Annotated in this window: 17 protein-coding genes; 9 read left to right on the top strand and 8 right to left on the bottom strand. The window is 64.7% G+C overall.

Annotated elements, in window-relative coordinates:
• Nucleotides 1–111 precede the first annotated feature (111 nt).
• The 7 genes from OLW90_RS01040 (at nucleotide 112) to OLW90_RS01070 (ending at nucleotide 7,562) form a co-directional block, all read left to right on the top strand.
• Nucleotides 112–1,044, top strand: a complete 933-nt coding sequence (locus tag OLW90_RS01040; protein ID WP_319650457.1) for a diacylglycerol kinase — start codon at nucleotides 112–114, stop codon at nucleotides 1,042–1,044.
• A 36-nt stretch (nucleotides 1,045–1,080) separates the two neighbouring features.
• Nucleotides 1,081–3,168 (top strand): YhgE/Pip domain-containing protein, encoded by a 2,088-nt coding sequence (locus OLW90_RS01045; protein ID WP_319650458.1) that lies wholly within the window; start codon nucleotides 1,081–1,083, stop codon nucleotides 3,166–3,168.
• A gap of 31 nt (nucleotides 3,169–3,199) precedes the next feature.
• On the top strand, nucleotides 3,200–3,796 hold the full coding sequence (locus OLW90_RS01050; protein ID WP_319650459.1) for a TetR/AcrR family transcriptional regulator: 597 nt from the start codon (nucleotides 3,200–3,202) through the stop codon (nucleotides 3,794–3,796).
• The gene (locus OLW90_RS01055) at nucleotides 3,787–5,343 is read left to right on the top strand and encodes a glycerol-3-phosphate dehydrogenase/oxidase (protein ID WP_319650460.1); all 1,557 of its coding nucleotides are present in this window, start codon (nucleotides 3,787–3,789) and stop codon (nucleotides 5,341–5,343) included. Before OLW90_RS01050 ends, OLW90_RS01055 begins: the two co-directional genes overlap by 10 nt.
• On the top strand, nucleotides 5,343–5,630 hold the full coding sequence (locus OLW90_RS01060) for a hypothetical protein (protein WP_319650461.1): 288 nt from the start codon (nucleotides 5,343–5,345) through the stop codon (nucleotides 5,628–5,630). Before OLW90_RS01055 ends, OLW90_RS01060 begins: the two co-directional genes overlap by 1 nt.
• 201 nt (nucleotides 5,631–5,831) lie before the next feature.
• Nucleotides 5,832–6,926 carry an S-(hydroxymethyl)mycothiol dehydrogenase gene (locus OLW90_RS01065; RefSeq protein ID WP_319650462.1) on the top strand — a complete coding sequence of 365 codons (1,095 nt, stop codon included), beginning with the start codon at nucleotides 5,832–5,834 and terminating at the stop codon, nucleotides 6,924–6,926.
• Entirely contained in the window at nucleotides 6,927–7,562 is a 636-nt protein-coding gene (locus OLW90_RS01070) for an MBL fold metallo-hydrolase (protein ID WP_319650464.1), read from the top strand.
• Nucleotides 7,563–7,776: 214 nt separating this feature from the next.
• Here OLW90_RS01070 and panC read toward each other — a convergent pair whose 3' ends face one another.
• From panC to OLW90_RS01085, 3 genes are read right to left on the bottom strand one after another with little or no spacing between them, the layout of a single operon-like run.
• Entirely contained in the window at nucleotides 7,777–8,646 is an 870-nt protein-coding gene (gene panC, locus OLW90_RS01075) for a pantoate--beta-alanine ligase (protein WP_319650465.1), read from the bottom strand.
• Nucleotides 8,647–9,468: a 3-methyl-2-oxobutanoate hydroxymethyltransferase gene (panB, locus tag OLW90_RS01080; RefSeq protein ID WP_319650466.1), complete on the bottom strand. Its 822-nt coding sequence runs from the start codon at nucleotides 9,466–9,468 to the stop codon at nucleotides 8,647–8,649.
• Nucleotides 9,469–9,522: 54 nt separating this feature from the next.
• Nucleotides 9,523–10,614: an AAA family ATPase gene (locus OLW90_RS01085; RefSeq protein WP_319651801.1), complete on the bottom strand. Its 1,092-nt coding sequence runs from the start codon at nucleotides 10,612–10,614 to the stop codon at nucleotides 9,523–9,525.
• A gap of 187 nt (nucleotides 10,615–10,801) precedes the next feature.
• Here OLW90_RS01085 and OLW90_RS01090 point away from each other — a divergent pair, with 187 nt between their 5' ends.
• Nucleotides 10,802–12,010: an MFS transporter gene (locus tag OLW90_RS01090; RefSeq protein ID WP_319650467.1), complete on the top strand. Its 1,209-nt coding sequence runs from the start codon at nucleotides 10,802–10,804 to the stop codon at nucleotides 12,008–12,010.
• Nucleotides 12,011–12,020: 10 nt separating this feature from the next.
• Entirely contained in the window at nucleotides 12,021–12,953 is a 933-nt protein-coding gene (locus OLW90_RS01095) for an NAD-dependent epimerase/dehydratase family protein (RefSeq protein WP_319650468.1), read from the top strand.
• On the opposite strand, the gene OLW90_RS01100 is transcribed toward OLW90_RS01095, so the two are convergent.
• From OLW90_RS01100 to OLW90_RS01120, 5 genes are read right to left on the bottom strand one after another with little or no spacing between them, the layout of a single operon-like run.
• Entirely contained in the window at nucleotides 12,950–13,924 is a 975-nt protein-coding gene (locus tag OLW90_RS01100) for a DsbA family protein (protein ID WP_319650469.1), read from the bottom strand. The genes OLW90_RS01095 and OLW90_RS01100 overlap by 4 nt on opposite strands.
• An 18-nt stretch (nucleotides 13,925–13,942) precedes the next feature.
• On the bottom strand, nucleotides 13,943–14,296 hold the full coding sequence (locus tag OLW90_RS01105) for a DUF2304 domain-containing protein (RefSeq protein ID WP_319650470.1): 354 nt from the start codon (nucleotides 14,294–14,296) through the stop codon (nucleotides 13,943–13,945).
• Nucleotides 14,293–14,982 carry a glycosyltransferase family 2 protein gene (locus OLW90_RS01110; RefSeq protein WP_319650471.1) on the bottom strand — a complete coding sequence of 230 codons (690 nt, stop codon included), beginning with the start codon at nucleotides 14,980–14,982 and terminating at the stop codon, nucleotides 14,293–14,295. The genes OLW90_RS01105 and OLW90_RS01110 overlap by 4 nt, the downstream gene beginning before the upstream one ends.
• Before the next feature lie 13 nt (nucleotides 14,983–14,995).
• On the bottom strand, nucleotides 14,996–15,826 hold the full coding sequence (locus tag OLW90_RS01115) for a glycosyltransferase (protein WP_319650472.1): 831 nt from the start codon (nucleotides 15,824–15,826) through the stop codon (nucleotides 14,996–14,998).
• A gap of 10 nt (nucleotides 15,827–15,836) precedes the next feature.
• Complete coding sequence (locus tag OLW90_RS01120; RefSeq protein WP_319650473.1) at nucleotides 15,837–17,225, bottom strand: hypothetical protein; 1,389 nt, start codon at nucleotides 17,223–17,225, stop codon at nucleotides 15,837–15,839.
• Nucleotides 17,226–17,368 lie beyond the last annotated feature (143 nt).

Genomic DNA, 17,368 nt, shown 5'->3' on the forward strand with positions numbered 1-17,368 from the left:
TCACTTCCCCGCGCCGCGCAGCGATGTGGTGCAACCGTCCCTCGTAATCGCACCGCACAAACACGCTGCGCCCCGCGCGCGAAAACCCCGCACAGTCAGGAGAAACAAGGCATGAGCGATACCTATCACATGGCCCGCCGCGAGATCTCGCGCGTCGCCCTGCTGACCAACCCCGCGGCGGGCAAGGGAAAAGCCATGGCGGCATCGGAAGCGGCCACCAAGGCCTTTTATAAGTACGGCGTGGACGTGGTGCGTATCTCCGGTTCCTCGCCGGAGGCCTCGCGGGAGTTGGCGGGGGAGATGATCGCGGATGATTCCATTGATGCCCTGGTGGCCTGCGGCGGTGACGGTTTGATCGGCCTGGCCTTGCAGGAGCAGGCCGGTAGCGATACCCCCTTGGGCATCATTCCCGCTGGTACCGGCAACGATCACGCCAGGGAGTACAAGATTCCGCTCGATCCGCGTCGGGCGGCCAAGACCATCGTGGAGGGATACACCACCCGCACCGACCTGGGGATCATGCGCACGGATAGCGGCCAGGAACGGTACTTTGGCACCATCGCGTGCGCTGGGTTTGATTCCCTGGTGACGGACCGCACCAACCGCATTCCGTGGCCCTCCGGGCAGCCCCGCTATCTATTGGCAATTCTCATCGAGTTTCTAAACTTCCACTCCCTGCCCACGCGGATCATCTTCGATGATGGTGCGGAGACCTTTGAGGGGGATGTGACGCTCTGCGCCATCGGTAACACCCGCACCTACGGGGGTGGAATGCAGGTGTGCCCGGACGCCGATCACTATGACGGATTGTTCGACATCTCGGTGGCCACAAAGATGAGCAGGCGCAAGGCCGCGCTGAACGTGGGCAAGATCTTCTCCGGTGACTTCGAGGATCTGGAGGAGGCGCGGCAGTACCGGGCGCGGAAGGTGCGCGTGGAAATGCCGGGCATTAATGCTTATGCCGACGGTGATAAGTACTTCTCGAGTCCCATCGAATGCGAGATTGTCCCGGGGGCTGGCTATTATATAGTTCCGAGGCCCTAACTAAGCCTCTCTTGAGGAAGTGGAAAGGAATCTATCATGCCTAAAACCTCTAGGATGTCCCGGATTCTTGAGTGGCGTCCGCGCGGTGCTTTTTCCCGGACGCTCATCGTGCTGCTGCTGGTCATGCCGCTCATCGTGGCGGTGGCGTACATGTGGTCCATGTGGGATCCCCGCCACTACCTGCGCGATGTGAAACTGGCCGTGGTGAATAACGATCAAGGTGCCACCCAGGCCGGCAAGCAGGAGAAGTTTGGTCAGCAGGTGGTGGATGGCCTGCTGGAAACGGATTACCTGAACTTTGTGGAGGTCAGCGCCTCCGAGGCGGAACAGGGCCTGGCCAAGGGTACCTATCTGTTCACCGTGGAGATTCCCGAGACGTTCTCGCAGGACGTGATCACGGTGATCGACGACAAGCCCAAGCAGCCCGTGATCGAGATCTCCTACAACGATTACAACGGCACCAACGCCCCGCTGCTCACCAATGGCCTGGTTTCCGAGATTCAAAAGGGCGTGGCCGAGGGAATCCAGGAGGGATACGCCAAGCAGATCCTCGACGGAATGAACCAGCTGGGAGCGGGCCTGGGCGAGGCTGCCGATGGTGCCAAGCAGCTTGATGATGGCGCCACCCGGCTCCACGACGGCACCACGCAGGGTGTGGACGGCGCGCGCCAGCTCAAGGACGGCACCACGCAACTACGGGACGGCTCGCAGCAATTGGTGACCGGCCAGGCGCAGGCCCTGGATGGATCGAACCAGTTGGTGGCGGGCCAGGCGCAGGCGCTCGACGGCTCTAATAAGTTGGTGGCGGGCCAAGGGCAGCTCCTGGATGGCACCAAGCAACTGGGCGATGGCATGGTTCAGATTGACGACGGCGTGGGCCAACTCACCGGCACCCTGATTCCCCTCATGGATCAGTTGCAAAGCGCGGTGACCAGCCTCCAGCCGGTGCTGGACACCATGCGCGCGGTGGGCCTGGGCGCGCAGGCGGATCAGATCGCGGGCACGCTGGGGAAGTTCAATAACAACAACCCGGAGAACATGGCGTCCCAACTGCGCAAACTCAAGGCGGGTACCGCTGAGGTACGCAGCAACCTCACCGATCCCTCCTCGCCGTACATGAGCGGCTTGCTGCAACTCAATGATGGTCAGCAGCAGTTGAACAATGGTCTGCTGCAACTCAATGACGGCCAGCAGCAATTGCACAGCGGCCTGGTGCAGCTCAATGACGGCCAGAAGCAACTGGGCGATGGCATCGTGAAGGTAGATGACGGCATGGGGCTGCTGTATGACGGCACCCTGCAACTCAACGACGGCACGCGCCAACTCAAGGACGGCACCGTGCAACTCTCCACGGGCCTGACCGAGGGCTCCAAGCAGGCCCCGAAGATTAATGAGGTGCCGCTTTCCTCCCATCAGATCGCCGTGCCGGTTCTGTATGACTCGCAGAACAAGCACGCGGTGCAGACCCAGGTGGACGTGCACGATCCCACCAACCTCACGCTCTCCGGCGGCGTGTCGATGATCCTGATTCTGGTCTTTGGCTTCCTCCTCATGGCCTTTGCCTCGATCTTGCTCCCGGACGTGCTCGGCCGCATGCGCAAGAACTCGGCGGCGCTGCCCGCAGCCAAGGCTTTCCTCTTGGTTACTGCGGTGAACATGGTGATCCTGCTGATCCTCGCGGGTCTTTCCGCCACGATGGGTTGGGAGCCGGCCCACTGGGGAGCGGTGCTGTTCATCTTTGCCCTGATGGCCATGTGTGGCGCGGCGGTGTACCAGTTCTTCCGCACGCTCTTTGGGCGGCTCGTGGGTGGTATCTTCGCCCTTGGTTTCCTCGGCTACGGGGCGTTCTCCTTCGGCGGCGTGTGGCCGCTGGAACTCACCCCCGGTGCCCTGCGCATGCTCCACGGGATTCACCCGATGTCCTACGCCCGGTATGGCTTTATTCGGGCCACCGACGGTGCCCTGGACGGCACCTTCTGGCTGGGCGTGACCGGCCTGGTGCTCTCCATCGTGTTCGCCCTGGCGCTGACCTTCCTGGTGCGCGCCGTGCGTACCAAGCGCGCCCAGGAACCCGGCAGGCACGCGGCGGACACCACGCAGCGCATGGCTGCGGTGGAAGCATAGTAAACACAGAGAAAAGAAAGGCAGGATCGTCGTGGTAACCAGTGTGGCCGTGGCGCAAACCAAGCACACGGACATTGAGGAAAACATTTTGTCCGCCGCCCGGGAATGCTTCATGGAAAGCGGCGTGCAAAAAACCACGATGGTCGCCGTGGCCCGGCGTGCGGAGGTCTCCCGTCCCACCGTGTACTCCTACTTTGGCAGCGTGGATAACCTCGCGCGCAAGGTACTCACCAGGGAAATGGTGGGGCTTCTCGACGCCGCCTACCCCCTGCCCAGGGACGTGGACGGGCTGTGCGCGGCCCTGGTGGAGGTGGGGCTGCTGGCCCGCCGCAACGAGTTCCTGGCGCAGGTATTGGGCAAAAGCCCGGAATTGCTGCTCACGTATCAGTTTCAGCGTTTGGGAGAAAGCCAGGAGATATTAATTCGCTTTATTAAGAATACGGTGGCGCGTATTCAGGGCACCGATCCCGCCATGAGGGGTGGCGACCCCAAGGTAATCGCCACGCAGGTTTTTATGGTGGTGCAGTCGCTCGTTCTCTCCGCGGAGGCGATGAGCACGGGTGTGCCATCGGAAGAGGAGTGGGCCGTAGAGCTCACCGCAATGTTGAAGGGATACCTATGCCAGTAAAAAACGGGGCGCTCAATGCCGCGCGGCGCGCGGAGGAACTAGAAAGCCTTGGTGAAGGCACCGTCGATGTGGTGATTATCGGTGGCGGCATCACCGGTGTGGGCCTGGCCCTCGACGCCGTGACCAGGGGATTAAGTACCGTTCTGGTGGAAAAGCACGACCTCGCCTTTGGTACCTCCCGGTGGTCCTCCAAGCTGGCCCACGGGGGCCTGCGTTACCTGGCCAAGATGGAGTTTGGCATCGCCCACCACTCGGCGGTGGAGCGTGGAATCCTCATGGAGCGCACCGCGCCGCATCTGGTGCGGGCGCTGCCGCAGGTGATGGCCCTGGGTGCGGACTCCACCCTGGTGCAAAAGGCCGCCACCCGCGTGGGCTTCCTCGCCGGGGACGCTTTGCGTATCACCGCCGGTACCTCGGCCAAAACCCTGCCCCGCTCCCGCTTTGCCTCCCGTGAGGAGACGCTGCGGCTCTGTCCGGCGGCGTCGAAAGCCGGACTCAAGGGGGCCTGGGTGAACTATGACGGCCAGATGGTCGATGACGCGCGCATGGTCACGGCCATCGCGCGCACGGCGGCCAGCGAGGGCGCGAAGATTCTCACCTATTGCGAGGCGGTGCGCGCCAGCGGCACGGAGGTGCTGCTGCGGGACGTCGTGAAGCACAACGAGCACACGGTGCGGGCGCGCGCGGTGATCAATGCCACCGGGGTGTGGGCGGGCTCGATGGATACCGCGATCAAGGTGCGCCCGGCGCGCGGCACCCACCTGGTGTTTGATGCGGAGCTCTTTGGTAACCCCACCGGGGCGCTCACGGTGCCGCTGCCGGGGTCGATCTCGCGCTACCTATTTATTCTTCCGGCCCCGCACGGGCGCTGCTACCTGGGGCTCACGGACGAGGACGCGCCGGGGGAGATCCCGGACGTGCCACCCACCCCGGAGGAGGACGTGGACTTCCTGCTCCGCAACATCAATCGCGCGCTGGATACCGCGCTCACGCGGGCCGATGTGCTCGGCGCCTTCACCGGGCTGCGCCCCCTGCTCGATAGCGGGGAGGAGGGCTCCACGGCCGATCTTTCGCGTCGGCACGCCGTGGTGGAATCCGCCGAAGGCATGTTCTCCGTGGTGGGCGGCAAGTTCACCGAGTATCGCCTCATGGCGGAGGAGACGTTGGATCGGGTGATAGCGGCGCGGCGGCTGGCGGCGGGGGAGTGTGCCACTCGAAACTTCCCGCTGCTCGGCGCGCCGGGGCATGGGGATTACTCCCACATCGCCGCCCGCGACCTACACGGGCTACCTGAGACGATGATCCGGCGCTTTGGCAACGAGGCCCCGCAGGTGCTGGCCGCCGCCACGGTGGAGCACCCCCTGGAAAACGTAGGCAACCTGGACGTGACCCGCGCCGAGGTGGAGTACGCCTTTACCCACGAGGGCGCGCTGAGCGTAGCGGACGTGCTGGAGCGGCGCACCCGCGCGGCCATGATTCCGGCGGACGCGGAGGCCGCCCGCCCGGCGGTGGAAGAAATCTATGAGCACGCGATGAGGAGAATGTGATGAGGAAGTTCCTGGACACGGTGTTTGTGAAGGCCCAGGCGCGGTATCCCGTGGCCACGGGGGCGATCATGCACAAGGTGGTGGCTGCGGCGTCGAGCGGTTCGAAGAAGTCCCGTGGCTCTGATTCTTCTGCGGGGGAAGCCCCGGAGCGGATCAGCGGTCTGGCGGCGGCGAATCGGGCGGCGGGCATTGCGGTGGACTCCGAGGCGGAACTCACCCGCTTTAACGGGGTGCTGGCGGCGAATGCCGCCGCCGGAATCCCCGGCTATGAGGGGCTGCGCGGTTAGGCTTTTGCTATGCGACGCCGCGGCCTCGCTTGCTATGTAGCGTCGCGGCGTCACCGGGGGTCACCCCGCGCCGTGCAACCTCGCCTCGTCTGCGCCACCCGTGCCGCTTAATAAAAATCATTTTCACCTGCGGCGATGCGGCCGCAACGCCGTTAGACTCGATCGGGTACGTGCAGTCTTTCCGTATAAAAGGAGCCCGATATGTCCCACAAGGTCACCGGCGTTGTGTCCACCGCCAAGGGCCAGCCCGTGGAAACCACCACCATCGTGATCCCCGATCCCGGCGCGCACGACGTGGTGGTAAAGATTCAGGCCTGCGGCGTGTGCCACACGGACATGGCCTACCGCGACGGCGATATTGAGGATGCCTATCCCTTCCTGCTCGGCCACGAGGCCGCGGGCATCGTGGAGGAGATCGGCGAGGCCGTCACCCACGTGGAGGTGGGGGACTTTGTGGTTCTCAACTGGCGCGCCGTGTGCGGGGAGTGCCGCGCCTGTAAGCGCGGTGAGCCGCACTACTGCTTTGCCACCTTTAATGCCTCCAAGAAGATGACCCTGGAGGACGGCACGGAACTCACCCCCGCCCTGGGGATCGGAGCCTTTGCGGAAAAGACCTTGGTACACGAGGGACAGTGCACCAAGGTCAATCCCGAGGCGGACCCCGCCGCCGCAGGCCTGCTGGGCTGCGGCGTGATGGCGGGCGTGGGCGCGGCCGTGAATACCGCGCAGGTCAAGCGCGGCGAGTCCGTGGCCGTCTTTGGCTGCGGTGGCGTGGGGGCGGCGTCGGTAGCGGGTGCCGCCATGAATGACGCCACCACCGTGATCGCCGTGGACGTGGACGAGCGCAAGCTGGAATGGGCGCGCAACCTCGGTGCCACCCACACGATCAACTCCGCCGAGATGGAGGAGCAGGAGGTGATTGACGCCGTGCGCGAACTCACCGGCGGCTTCGGCGCGGACGTGACCATCGACGCCGTGGGGATCATGCCCACCTGGCGGCAGGCCTTCTACTCCCGCGACCACGCCGGGCGCATGGTCATGGTGGGCGTGCCCAACCTGACCTCCAGCATCGAGATCCCCGCGATCGACTTCTTCTCCCGGGGCGGAAGCCTCAAGCCCTCCTGGTACGGCGATTGCCTGCCCGAGCGTGACTTCCCGGCCTACGTGAACCTGCACTTGCAGGGCAGCTTCCCGCTGGACAAGTTCGTCTCCGAGCGCATCGCCCTCGACGCCGTGGAGGCCGCCTTTGACACGATGAAGTCCGGCAAGGTGCTGCGTTCCGTGGTGGTGCTCTAAATGAGCCACAAGAACCTGCGCGTGGATCACGTGCTCACCTCCGGCGTATTTGCCCTCGACGGCGGGCAGTGGGACGTGGACAACAACATCTGGCTGGTAGGCGATGACAGCGAGGTGTACATCATCGACGCCGCGCACGACGCCGCCCCCATCATCGAGGCCGTGGGGCAGCGCACCGTGCGCGGGATCATTTGCACCCACGCCCATAACGATCACATCAACGTGGCTCCCGAACTCGCGCAGCGCCTGGACGCACCGATCTTTGTGCACCCCGGCGACCAGATGCTGTGGGAGGAGACCCTGCCGGGGGTGGCGCACAGCGACCTGGCCGACGGCCAGGTATTCGAGGTGGCGGGTACGCAGATGAAGGTGCTTAACACCCCGGGGCACTCGCCCGGTTCCTGCTGCCTCTACCTGCCGGAGGCGGCGGAACTCTTCTCCGGGGACACCCTCTTCCAGGGCGGGCCGGGGGCCACCGGGCGCAGTTATAGCTCCTTTGACACCATCATCGACTCCTTGAAAACCTCCCTGCTGGATCTCCCGGCGGAGACCACCGTGCGCACCGGGCACGGGGATCACACCACGATCGGCAGCGAGGCTCCGCACCTAGAGGAGTGGATTAAGCGGGGGTACTAGAACAATAAGTAAAGAGGCGGCTTCTTCGTCTCTTTACTTTGTTTCGTGGGACTCATCAGGGCCGGTCTGCGATCTCACCGTGCTCAAGCCACCCCGGGTCATCGCTTCCGAAGTTCGGCCGCGATCCGTTCGGTGAGGATCCTTTTCCTCAAGGGACATGGCAATGATTTGGGCCGCAAGGTCCAATGGGCGGGTGTGAGTAGATATAGAGCCCCTACAGTCCCGTATTATCAATCAACCGCACCCCGCCCACTGTGGCCGCCACCAGGGCTAACGCGGGGGTGTCCAGGGGCCGGGAGAGTGCTTCCTCGCTCAGCGGTTCGAGGCTGCGCGGGTCCACCACCACCAGATAGTCCAGATCCACGCCGGGGGCCTGGGCCAACTCCTGCCGCGCGCCGGGCAGATCGAGCGCCATACCCTGATCGACGCGCTCCGCCAAACCAAAGAGCGTGCGAGAGAGGGCGAGCGCGTGGTGGCGCGCCTCGGGAGAGAGGCGCTGGTTGCGGCTGGACTCCGCGAGGCCGTCGGCCGCTCGTGCGATCGGAACCTCCACGATCTCTACGGAAAAGTTCAGATCGTTCACCAGCCGACGCACGATCGCCACCTGCTGGGCGTCCTTTTGACCGAAGTAGGCGCGGGTAGGCGCGACGAGGTGGAAGAGCTTGGAAACCACGGTGGACACGCCGTCGAAATGCCCGGGGCGGCTGGCCCCCTCCAGCCGTGATCCCATCGCCCCGGTGCGCACCCAGATGAGGGGCTCGCCGCCGGGATACATCTCCTCCACGCTGGGCATAAAGACGATGTCCACGCCGTGCTCGGAGAGGAAGCGCACGTCCTCCTCGGGTTGGCGCGGATAGCGGCGATAATCCTCGCAGTCGCCGTTATCGGCAAATTGGAGGGGATTGACGAATACGCTCGCCACCACCACGTCATTATCCGCCACGGCCCGTTCGAGCAATCGCCCGTGGCCCTGGTGCAGGGCCCCCATCGTGGGCACCAGTCCCAGGCTGGCAGCGGGGGAGGCGGCAGCGTTGGCGGCCAGGGCCTCGCGGAGTTCCTGCGTGGTGCGGCACAGGATTGTCACTTACTGCTCCTCCTCGAAGGACTCGGCGGCCTGTGGGAAACTCCCGCTGTGCACGTCTTGGATATAGGAGCGGGTGGCGCGGCCTAATTCCTCGCCAAGATCGGCATAGGCGCGCACAAAGCGCGGTGTCTTGCCCCTGGTCAGGCCAAAGGCATCCGTCCATACCAGAATCTGGCCATCGGTGCCTGCTCCGGCCCCGATGCCGATGGTGGGGACGCTCAGCGCGGCGCTGATCTTCTCCGCGGTGGCGGCGGGCACCATCTCGAATACCATCGCGCACACGCCCGCCTCCTGGATCGCCAGGGCATCAGCACGCAGGCGCTCGGCGCCCTCCCCGCGCCCCTGTACCACGTGTCCGCCCAGGGCGTGCTCGGATTGGGGGGTATAGCCCAGGTGCCCCACCACGGGGATACCGGCGCGGGTGAGCGCGGTGATGGTGGGGGCCATCTCCGCCCCTCCCTCCAACTTCACGGCGGCCACGCCGCTTTCCTTCATAAAGCGGGTGGCGGTGGTCAGTGCCTGTTCGGGGCTGGCCTCATAGCTGCCAAAGGGGAGGTCCGCCACCACAAAGGCACGGGGTGCGGCCCCGGCCACGGCGCGGGCCATGGAGATCAACTCGTCCACGGTGATCGGCAGGGTGGAGGAGTGGCCTAGAACCACGTTGGCGGCGGAATCGCCCACCAGGAGGAGGTCAATTCCGGCCTCGTCGAAGATCGCTGCGGTGAGGGCATCATAACTGGTCAGGGCGGTAATCTTCTGCCCCTGGGCCTTGGCCTGCAAGAGGTGGCGGGTGCGCACCCGCCCGTTGGTGATCTGTGGCATAGGTGGAGTATATCTGAGGTGCTTCCGGGGGAACCTGTGGCGTGGCGGAGTGATTTATTCCGGTTGCCGATTAATAAAAGCCGCCATGCCGGGAACGGTGAATGACACAATTCCGTGGTCGGGGGAAAAGATCATTCCCTTGTTTACTAGGTTGGCGCGCAGTGGAGCTACGGAGTTGAGGTCACGTGCCATCTTTTGGGCCACCATGCTGCTTCTTATGCCCTCGGTGCCTTCGGGGCACATGGCCCGGAGGTATTCTCGCTCTTTGGGGGTACATCGATCCCAGCGGGCGAGGAAAAATCCCTTGTCTAGTTCTTCCTGCCCCTTGCGTATTCCCTCTTCTGCTGCGGTGTGGGAAATAGTGTTCTGAGAATTCCTTTCTGCGTCCCAGCTTTCCTTGCCAAATTGCTGGATAAAGTAGGGATATTGGCCGGAATGGTGCAGGGCAAGACTGAGGGCCTCCGGGCTCCACTCCACGTCCACTTTCTCGGCGGGTTGTTGGAACGCCTCGCGCGCTTCCTCCTCGGTGAGGCGCTCGATGTTCTTGAAGGAGAAACGCTCCGCGTAGGATTTAGCGTCACATATCTTCTTTCGCAACGTGGGAAGTCCGGCCAGTCCCAGGAGAAAGGGTATTCGCTCCGAGGCCGCCATTTGCGCGCAGACGGAGAGAGTGGCAAGTTCCTCCTCGTTGAGATCCTGGGCCTCGTCGATGAGGAGGGCCATGCCTTTTCCTTTTTCCTGCATGGCGGCGGCTACGTCGCGGATGATGTTCTTTGTATCCAGGGCGAGGGAACCGCTATTGGCGGCTCCTCCCGTGGCCCCGGAAAGGTCGAGGCCAAAGTTCCAGGTTTCGCTCGTGTCATAGGAAGCCTTAAAGGAGAGCATGGTTTTGAGCGCGCGGAGGAACTTCTTAGCGGGATTGGGGCCGGCGTCCTGGCTTATCTCGTAGAGCGGCTCGTAGAGACCATCGCCGATCATATGGCGGAGGTCTTTACCGCGTTCCGCCTCTAACTGGCACACCACCCATTCCTTGTTCTGGGCGATCTTTCCCATCTGGGTAAGGAGGACGGTCTTGCCTACCCCGCGCAGGCCGCACAGGATATGTGGGGCGTCAGTATAGCCATTGGCGGCGCGATCGAGGGAGATGTCTCAGGCTTCCAGTTCGGTATCTCGGCCCACCAGCGCGGCGGGTGCGTGTCCGGCTCCGGGGGTGTAGGGGTTCTTGCGCGCAGCCATGAGGTCTCCCTGATGAGATTATTTCGTGCACATCGTAGTCTATGGGGCCCGGCGCAGATAAAAAGTGCCCAGTATCACTCTGAGGTAGAGTCTCAGCATGGCTAACAAGGAGTTATCCCCCCACCTCTGGTGGCGCGTGGCGCTCAGCATGTTCGTGGTGGCCTGGGGCGGAAACCAGTTCACCTCCATGATCGTGTTCTATCGCGGTGAGGGCGAGTTTGCGGATCTCTTTGTGGACTCCATGCTGGCGATTTATGCCGTGGGGGTGGGCGTGGGGCTGCTCGGCGCAGGCACCCTGGCGGATCACTGGGGGCGCAAGGCGATCATGCTTCCGGCCCCGGCGCTGGCCATTACGGGTTCCGTGCTCATTGCCGCCGGGGAGCACCAGGCGGCCCTCCTGGCCACGGGGCGCTTCGTGGCCGGGCTAGCCCTGGGCATCGCCATGACGGCAGGCGGCAGTTGGGTCAAGGAACTCTCCATGCCACCCTATGAGCCCAAGGCGCGTGCCTCGGCGGGAGCTAAGCGTGCCTCCATGACGCTGACCACGGGCCTGGCCCTGGGTCCGGTTACCGCCGGGATCCTGGCCCAGTGGGCGGCGTACCCGGGGCAGCTCATTTATGTGGTGCACATCGCGCTCACGCTGGCGGTGTACCCGTGGCTGTTCCGCACCCCGGAGACGTATCGGAGCAGGGGGACGTCGATAAGCCATATCCTGAGCGACTTCGCGGTGCCCTCGCTGCGCAGCAGGCGTTTTCTCACGGTGGTGGTGCCGATGGCCCCGTGGGTATTTGGCTGCTCCTTTACCGCGCAGACCATCGTGACCTCGCGGTTGCAGGCGGGGATCGAGCACGCGGTGGCGTACACGGGCATGATCTCGCTGATCACGATGGGCTGCGGCTTTGCCATTCAGCAGATTGGGCCGCGCTTTGACACCGGCGGGCGGCGCGGCCCGATGAGCGCGATGGCCCTGGCGGCCCTGGGTATGGCGTGCGCGATGTTCACGGCCATGCACCCCACGATGTGGGGCGGGATCGTGTGTGCGGTGGTGCTGGGCCTGGCCTACGGCCTGGGCATGTTCATCGGCCTGGCGGAGACCCAGCGCATCGCCCTGCCGGAGGACCTTGGCGCGCTGACCGGCATTTATTACTGCTTCACGTACCTGGGCATGATGTTCCCGGCGCTGCTGACGTTCCTTGGAGGCACGTTTACGTACCCGCAAATGCTGGGCTTCGGGCTCGTCATGGCGTGCTCGGGCATGGCGTGGGCGGGGTGGGCGGCGCGACGTCGCCCGCTGGGGCACCGCTAAGGTGGTACCCATGCACACACTCGTCACCGGCGGCGCCGGGTTCATCGGTTCCAACCTTTGCGACGCCCTCCTTGACCTCGGGCACAGTGTGGTAGCGCTGGACAACCTTTCCTCCGGCAAGCGGGAAAACCTGCGCCAGGCCCAGGAGACGGGCCGCTTCACCCTCGTGGAGGGCGACGTGCGCACCATCGACCTGGACGCCCTGCTTGCGCAGCACCGCCCCGAGGTGATCTTCCACCTCGCCGCGCAGATCGACGTTCGCGCCTCCGTGGCGGACCCCGTGGTGGACGCAGAGACCAATATCCTCGCCACCATTCGGCTTGCCGACGCCGCCCGCCGCCACAGCGTGCGCAAGATCGTGCATACCTCCTCCGGCGGCTCCATCTACGGCGAACCCGCCGAGTTCCCGGTGGGGGAGGATACGCCGGTCGATCCCCATTCCCCCTACGCGGCCTCGAAGTTCGCGGGCGAGACCTACCTCAATACCTTCCGACACCTCTACGGTTTGGACTGCACCCACATCGCCCCGGCCAACGTGTATGGCCCGCGCCAAAACCCCCACGGCGAGGCCGGTGTGGTGGCGATCTTCTCCCAGCGCCTCCTGGCGGGGCAGTCCACCAAGGTCTTTGGGCGGGGCGAGAACACCCGAGATTACGTGTACGTGGGCGACGTGGTGCGCGCGTTCTGCTTGGCCGCCGGGGATCAGGGCGGAGGAATGCGCTTTAACATCGGCACCTCGGTGGAAACCTCGGACCGCCAGTTGCACACCCTCGTGGCCCGGGCCGCCGGTGCCCCCGATTCCCCCGAGTACGCCCCCGCGCGCCTCGGGGACGTGCCGCGTTCCGCCCTGAGCTATCGACGCGCCCAGGAGGTTCTGGGCTGGGAGCCGCAGGTGAGCCTGGACGAGGGCGTGCGGCGCACCGTGGAGTTCTTCCGGGGCTAGTGCGGGTGGGAGTGCTCTTCGGTGGAGTGCTCTGCCGGGGGTTCCTGCTCGTCCGGCTTGCCCTTCTCTAAGGATTGTTCGATGGCGTCCTTGAGCACGTCGTACTCGGTGTCGCCCTGAATCACCACGCCATTGACCACAAAGGTCGGGGTGCCGCTCACGCCCAGGTATCCGCCGTAGATGAGGGCCTGCATGACCGTGCTGGCGTACTTGCCGCTGTCCAGGTCCGCGCGGAACTCGTCGAGGTTGGATACCCCGGCCTGCTTGGCAAAGCCCACGAGGTCATCCACGGTGTACGTGGGGCGTCCTTCCGCACCGAAGCCGTCATACACGGCCTTCTTGTACTCCCAGAACTTGCCCTGCGCGGCGGCGGCGCGGCCGCCCTGGGCGGCGAGCCGGGAATCCTTGCTGAGGAAGGGGAAATCGTTCCACTCTATGCGCACCAGGCCCTTATCCACGTATTCCTCGACGAGCTTGGGCTCGATGCTCTGGGTGTAATAGGCGCACACCGGGCAGGTGAGATCCGCAAAGTAGGAGATCACCACCTTGGCGTCCTCCGAGCCGATGGCAAAGGGATCATCGGGATTAACGCGGTGTACGTCATCGAGGGAGTCCAGGGTTCCGCTGGGCCCGCCGATATAGGCGGCCCCAGCCTCGGGGAGCGAGGAGGTAGCGGAGTTCTTGCCCAGGGCATAACCGCCCGCTCCCGCCGCCACAGCGATCACCGCGAGGGCGCCGATGGCGGCTTTGGCCCAGCCGGGGGTGGTGGGCTTATTCGAGGGCGTGGAGGCCCCGGGATCTGCCGTGGAGGTGGGTACCGCACCGGCATCGGAGGCCTGAGTGCCCTCGGTGGCCTTGCTGGCCGGTTCTTGTTCCGACGAACCGGGCTGTTCGGATTTAGTAGGGGGCTCGGGCCGCGTAGGCTGAGCCGGAATGTCCGCAGCATTATTTGGTTTATGCTCATCGCTCATGCGCATGAGTGTAGCGGTTTAGCGGGTGAGTTCGTCCTCCGGGCGGATGGCATTTTGCAGGGCCACGGAGCGCGCCAAGCGGGAATACCGCAACTCCAACTCGCGGAAGCGCACGTAGGTGGACATGGTGACGAACATGAAGGCCACCACCACCCCGTAGAGCAGCAGGTCCGTGCCGCGATCCACGCCCACCCAGTTAGCCACCACGGTGAGGTCATCGGGGCGCAGCACCGCCCAGATGCACACGGCGATGAAGAGGACAAAAAAGATCTTCACGTAAGCCTTGGCCCGAGCCTTGCGGCGGTGGCTGATGAAGTACCACACCAGGCCGATGGTGGCCAGAAGCAGAATGATCTGGATCAGGGCGGTCATGGCAGCCTCCTTGCGAGTAACTCATCGGCCAGGATGTTCACGCCATTGAACAGGGATTGTCCCTTGCTCATGGAGTACTCCGTGTACAAAATATCCACCGGCTGCTCCGCCACGCGCCACTCCAGCTCGTCCATGAGGGAAACGAACTCCGAGGCGTGGGACATGCCGTTCATGCGCAGGTTGAGTTCCCCGGCCACCTTGCGATTGAAGGCGCGCAGGCCATTGTGGGCGTCGGTAAGCCCCAGGCGGCGCGTGCGGGGGGAGAGGGCCACCACCGTTTTGAGCACCACCCGCTTAATCCAGGGCACTTGATCCGTCTCGGTGCGGGGGCGACCAAAGCGGGTGCCCACCACGATGTCGATGGGCTCGGTGCGCAGCCGTTCCACCATGGCCAGCACGTCCTTGACCTGGTGCTGCCCGTCCGCGTCAAAGGTGACAAAGTATTCCGCGCCGGGCTGCCTGCGGGCGTACTCCACACCCGTTTGAATGGCTGCTCCCTGGCCCAGATTCACGGGGTGATTGACCAGGTGCGCGCCCGCCTGGTGGATAGCCTCGGCGGAGTTATCCGCGGAGCCGTCATTGACGGCCACGATGCGCGGAAAGGTCTCGCGGGCTTGGCTGATGACGTCACCGATCACGGTGCCCTCGTTGAAGCAAGGGATAATCAACCACGTATCTTCATTCATGATGCCCCATATACTAATGGGCTTTGGGCTTTCTATGGAATAACCATGCGTGGGCGCGCCGCAGCAACGCCGGGGGCAGGAGGCGGTAGGTGTTGCGCGCCACGAGGTTGAACCAGGACCTCGGCTTGCTGATGAGCCCGTAGGAAACGAGGTTGCGCTGCATACGCCGTTCCACGGCAAGCATCTCCCGGCTGGTGCGCCGCTGGAACTGCGCGGCGGAAACCCGGAAGTAGGTCAGCGGCTCGGGGAGGTTATGAAAGCGCGCCCCGGTGGCCAGCGCCCGGGCGAAGAGGTCGTAATCCTCCATGAAGTGAACCTCGCGGTAGTTGCCAGCCTTGTGGACGGCGCGGGCGCGCATCATCACCGAGGGATGGTTGATGGGGGAACGCATTTTTGCGTAGCGGGCGATCTCCTCGTGGCGCTCCGGGAGGCTGCGTATCGCCGTGACCTGATCCGGGGAATGCTCGAACTCGGCCACCGCGGTGCCCAGAATGTCGATCTCGGGGTGGCGGTCGAGGAAGGCGTATTGCTTTTCAAAGCGCTGCGGGGCCGCGATGTCGTCCGTGTCGAGCCGGGCGATGAGGTCGTCGGAAAGCGCCTCCACTCCGGCTGCGGAGGCGAGCGCTCCGCCCACGTTGGCGGGCAGGCGCACGATGGTCGCCTCGGAGTGCTCGGCCGCGAATTCCTCGATGACCTGGGTGAGCTGTGGGGAGACGGGGCCGTCCTGGATGATTGCGATGTGATCCGCGCGGTGGGTCTGGGCGGCAAGAGACTCAAGGGAGGCGCGCACTTGATCGGGCACGGAACCGTGGTAGAGAAGGGCGAAAACTCCGAGGGTGGGCATGCCGCTCATGTTAGTGTCGGCGGCCGCTTGCCCGTTCGGAGAGGGTGGGCTTGGGGCTCTCAGTGCTCTTTGTGGCCGCCGTGTCCCAGCTGTCGGTGGCATTCCGCCGCGATCCGGCCCTCAGGGCGCTGAGGTGCACGAGCGCGCCGAGGAGGGGGCCGAGGATCAGAGCAAATGGGATGGTGCGCAGTGGGTCGGAGCCGTACCACAGCACGGCGCATACCGCACCGGAGGCCATCACCCACCCGGCGACGTAGAGCCGGTGCCGCTCGGCTGCGATGCTGGCGGTTCCGGTAATCATCAGCACGCCGGTGCAGGAGGAGGCGAAGGTGAGCGCGGCCAGCAGCGGGCCGGGCACGGCGTAGGCGGGATCGTGATCCCACCCCACCGCGAGGATCCACGGCCCAAGCAGCCAGGCCAGGCCCGCTCCGAGCGCGCCCGCGCCCAGCACTCCGGCCGCCGGGGGCAGTACCGCCTGGCGCATGCGCTCGCGGTGTCGCACGAAGTACACGATCAGGGCGGACTGGAACCGCTGCAAGGGCATCAGTATCGGTGCGCGGGTGAGGGAGACCGCCAGCATGATTCCGGCGAGGGCCACGCCGCTTTCTGACTGCGGCTCCTCCATCGTGGCATTGATCAGCGGCGCGATGCCGGTGATGATCGCGGCGGAGGCACCCGTGGCGATCATGGCGGAGCCTGCGCGCCGGGCGAAGCCCCCCAGGGTGAGCGGCAGCGGCCTGCGCGCGTGGGCGCGGGCCGAGGGGTCGGCGGCGAGGATCAGCACCCAACTGGCGCTGCCGATCACCGTGATAACGAAGAACGGCATGAGGGTCCACCCGAATAGGGCCGCGAGCGCCACGAGGAGGAAGCGCACCCCGGAATCCAGGGCGATGAGGCGCGCGTAGGAGGGCCACCGCTCCCAGCCGGATAGTACGCCGGACAATATCGCCTGAAAGGCGTACAGGAGGAGCCCCAGCGCCATCAGGCCGCTGCCCGCCATACCGTGCTCCCCGCCAATGACCAGCGGCGCCCAGACGGGTTCAAACAGCAGGCTCAGCGCCGCCGCCACGAGGCCCACGAGGAGGGCAAAGTGCCAGTGGGCATAGGTGTGCTTTGCGACGCCCCCGTGGTTTCCGTGGGCGGTGGCCTGCGGCTGGTTGGGTTCGCGGCGCTCACCGTGTGCAGTATGCTCCCGACGCTCTCGGTATTCTCGGTGGGCTGAGACGGTGCGGGTGGTTTCCTGCATGAGGCCGTCCAGGATCCCGGTGCAGGCGAAGAAAAGCCCCCAGTATGCCTGAAAAAGCTTGGCGGCCTCCTCATCGAGAATGCGGGTGGCGATGATGATGACGAGGAAGCCCGAGAGAGCTGCAAAAACGGTGGCTACGCTGAGGGATCTCAACGGTACACTCCTGACCCTATGGCGGTTGGAGAAGCAGGGTAAACGGAAGGTAACATCTCCGGTAATCATACGCACGGAAAATTTTTTCTCCGTGTGGGCCTGTAGCACTTGCGCAGGGGAAGATGTCTGCTAACTTATAGAGC

The organism is Corynebacterium sp. 21KM1197, from assembly GCF_033783015.1.
Classification (GTDB): Bacteria; Actinomycetota; Actinomycetes; order Mycobacteriales; family Mycobacteriaceae; genus Corynebacterium.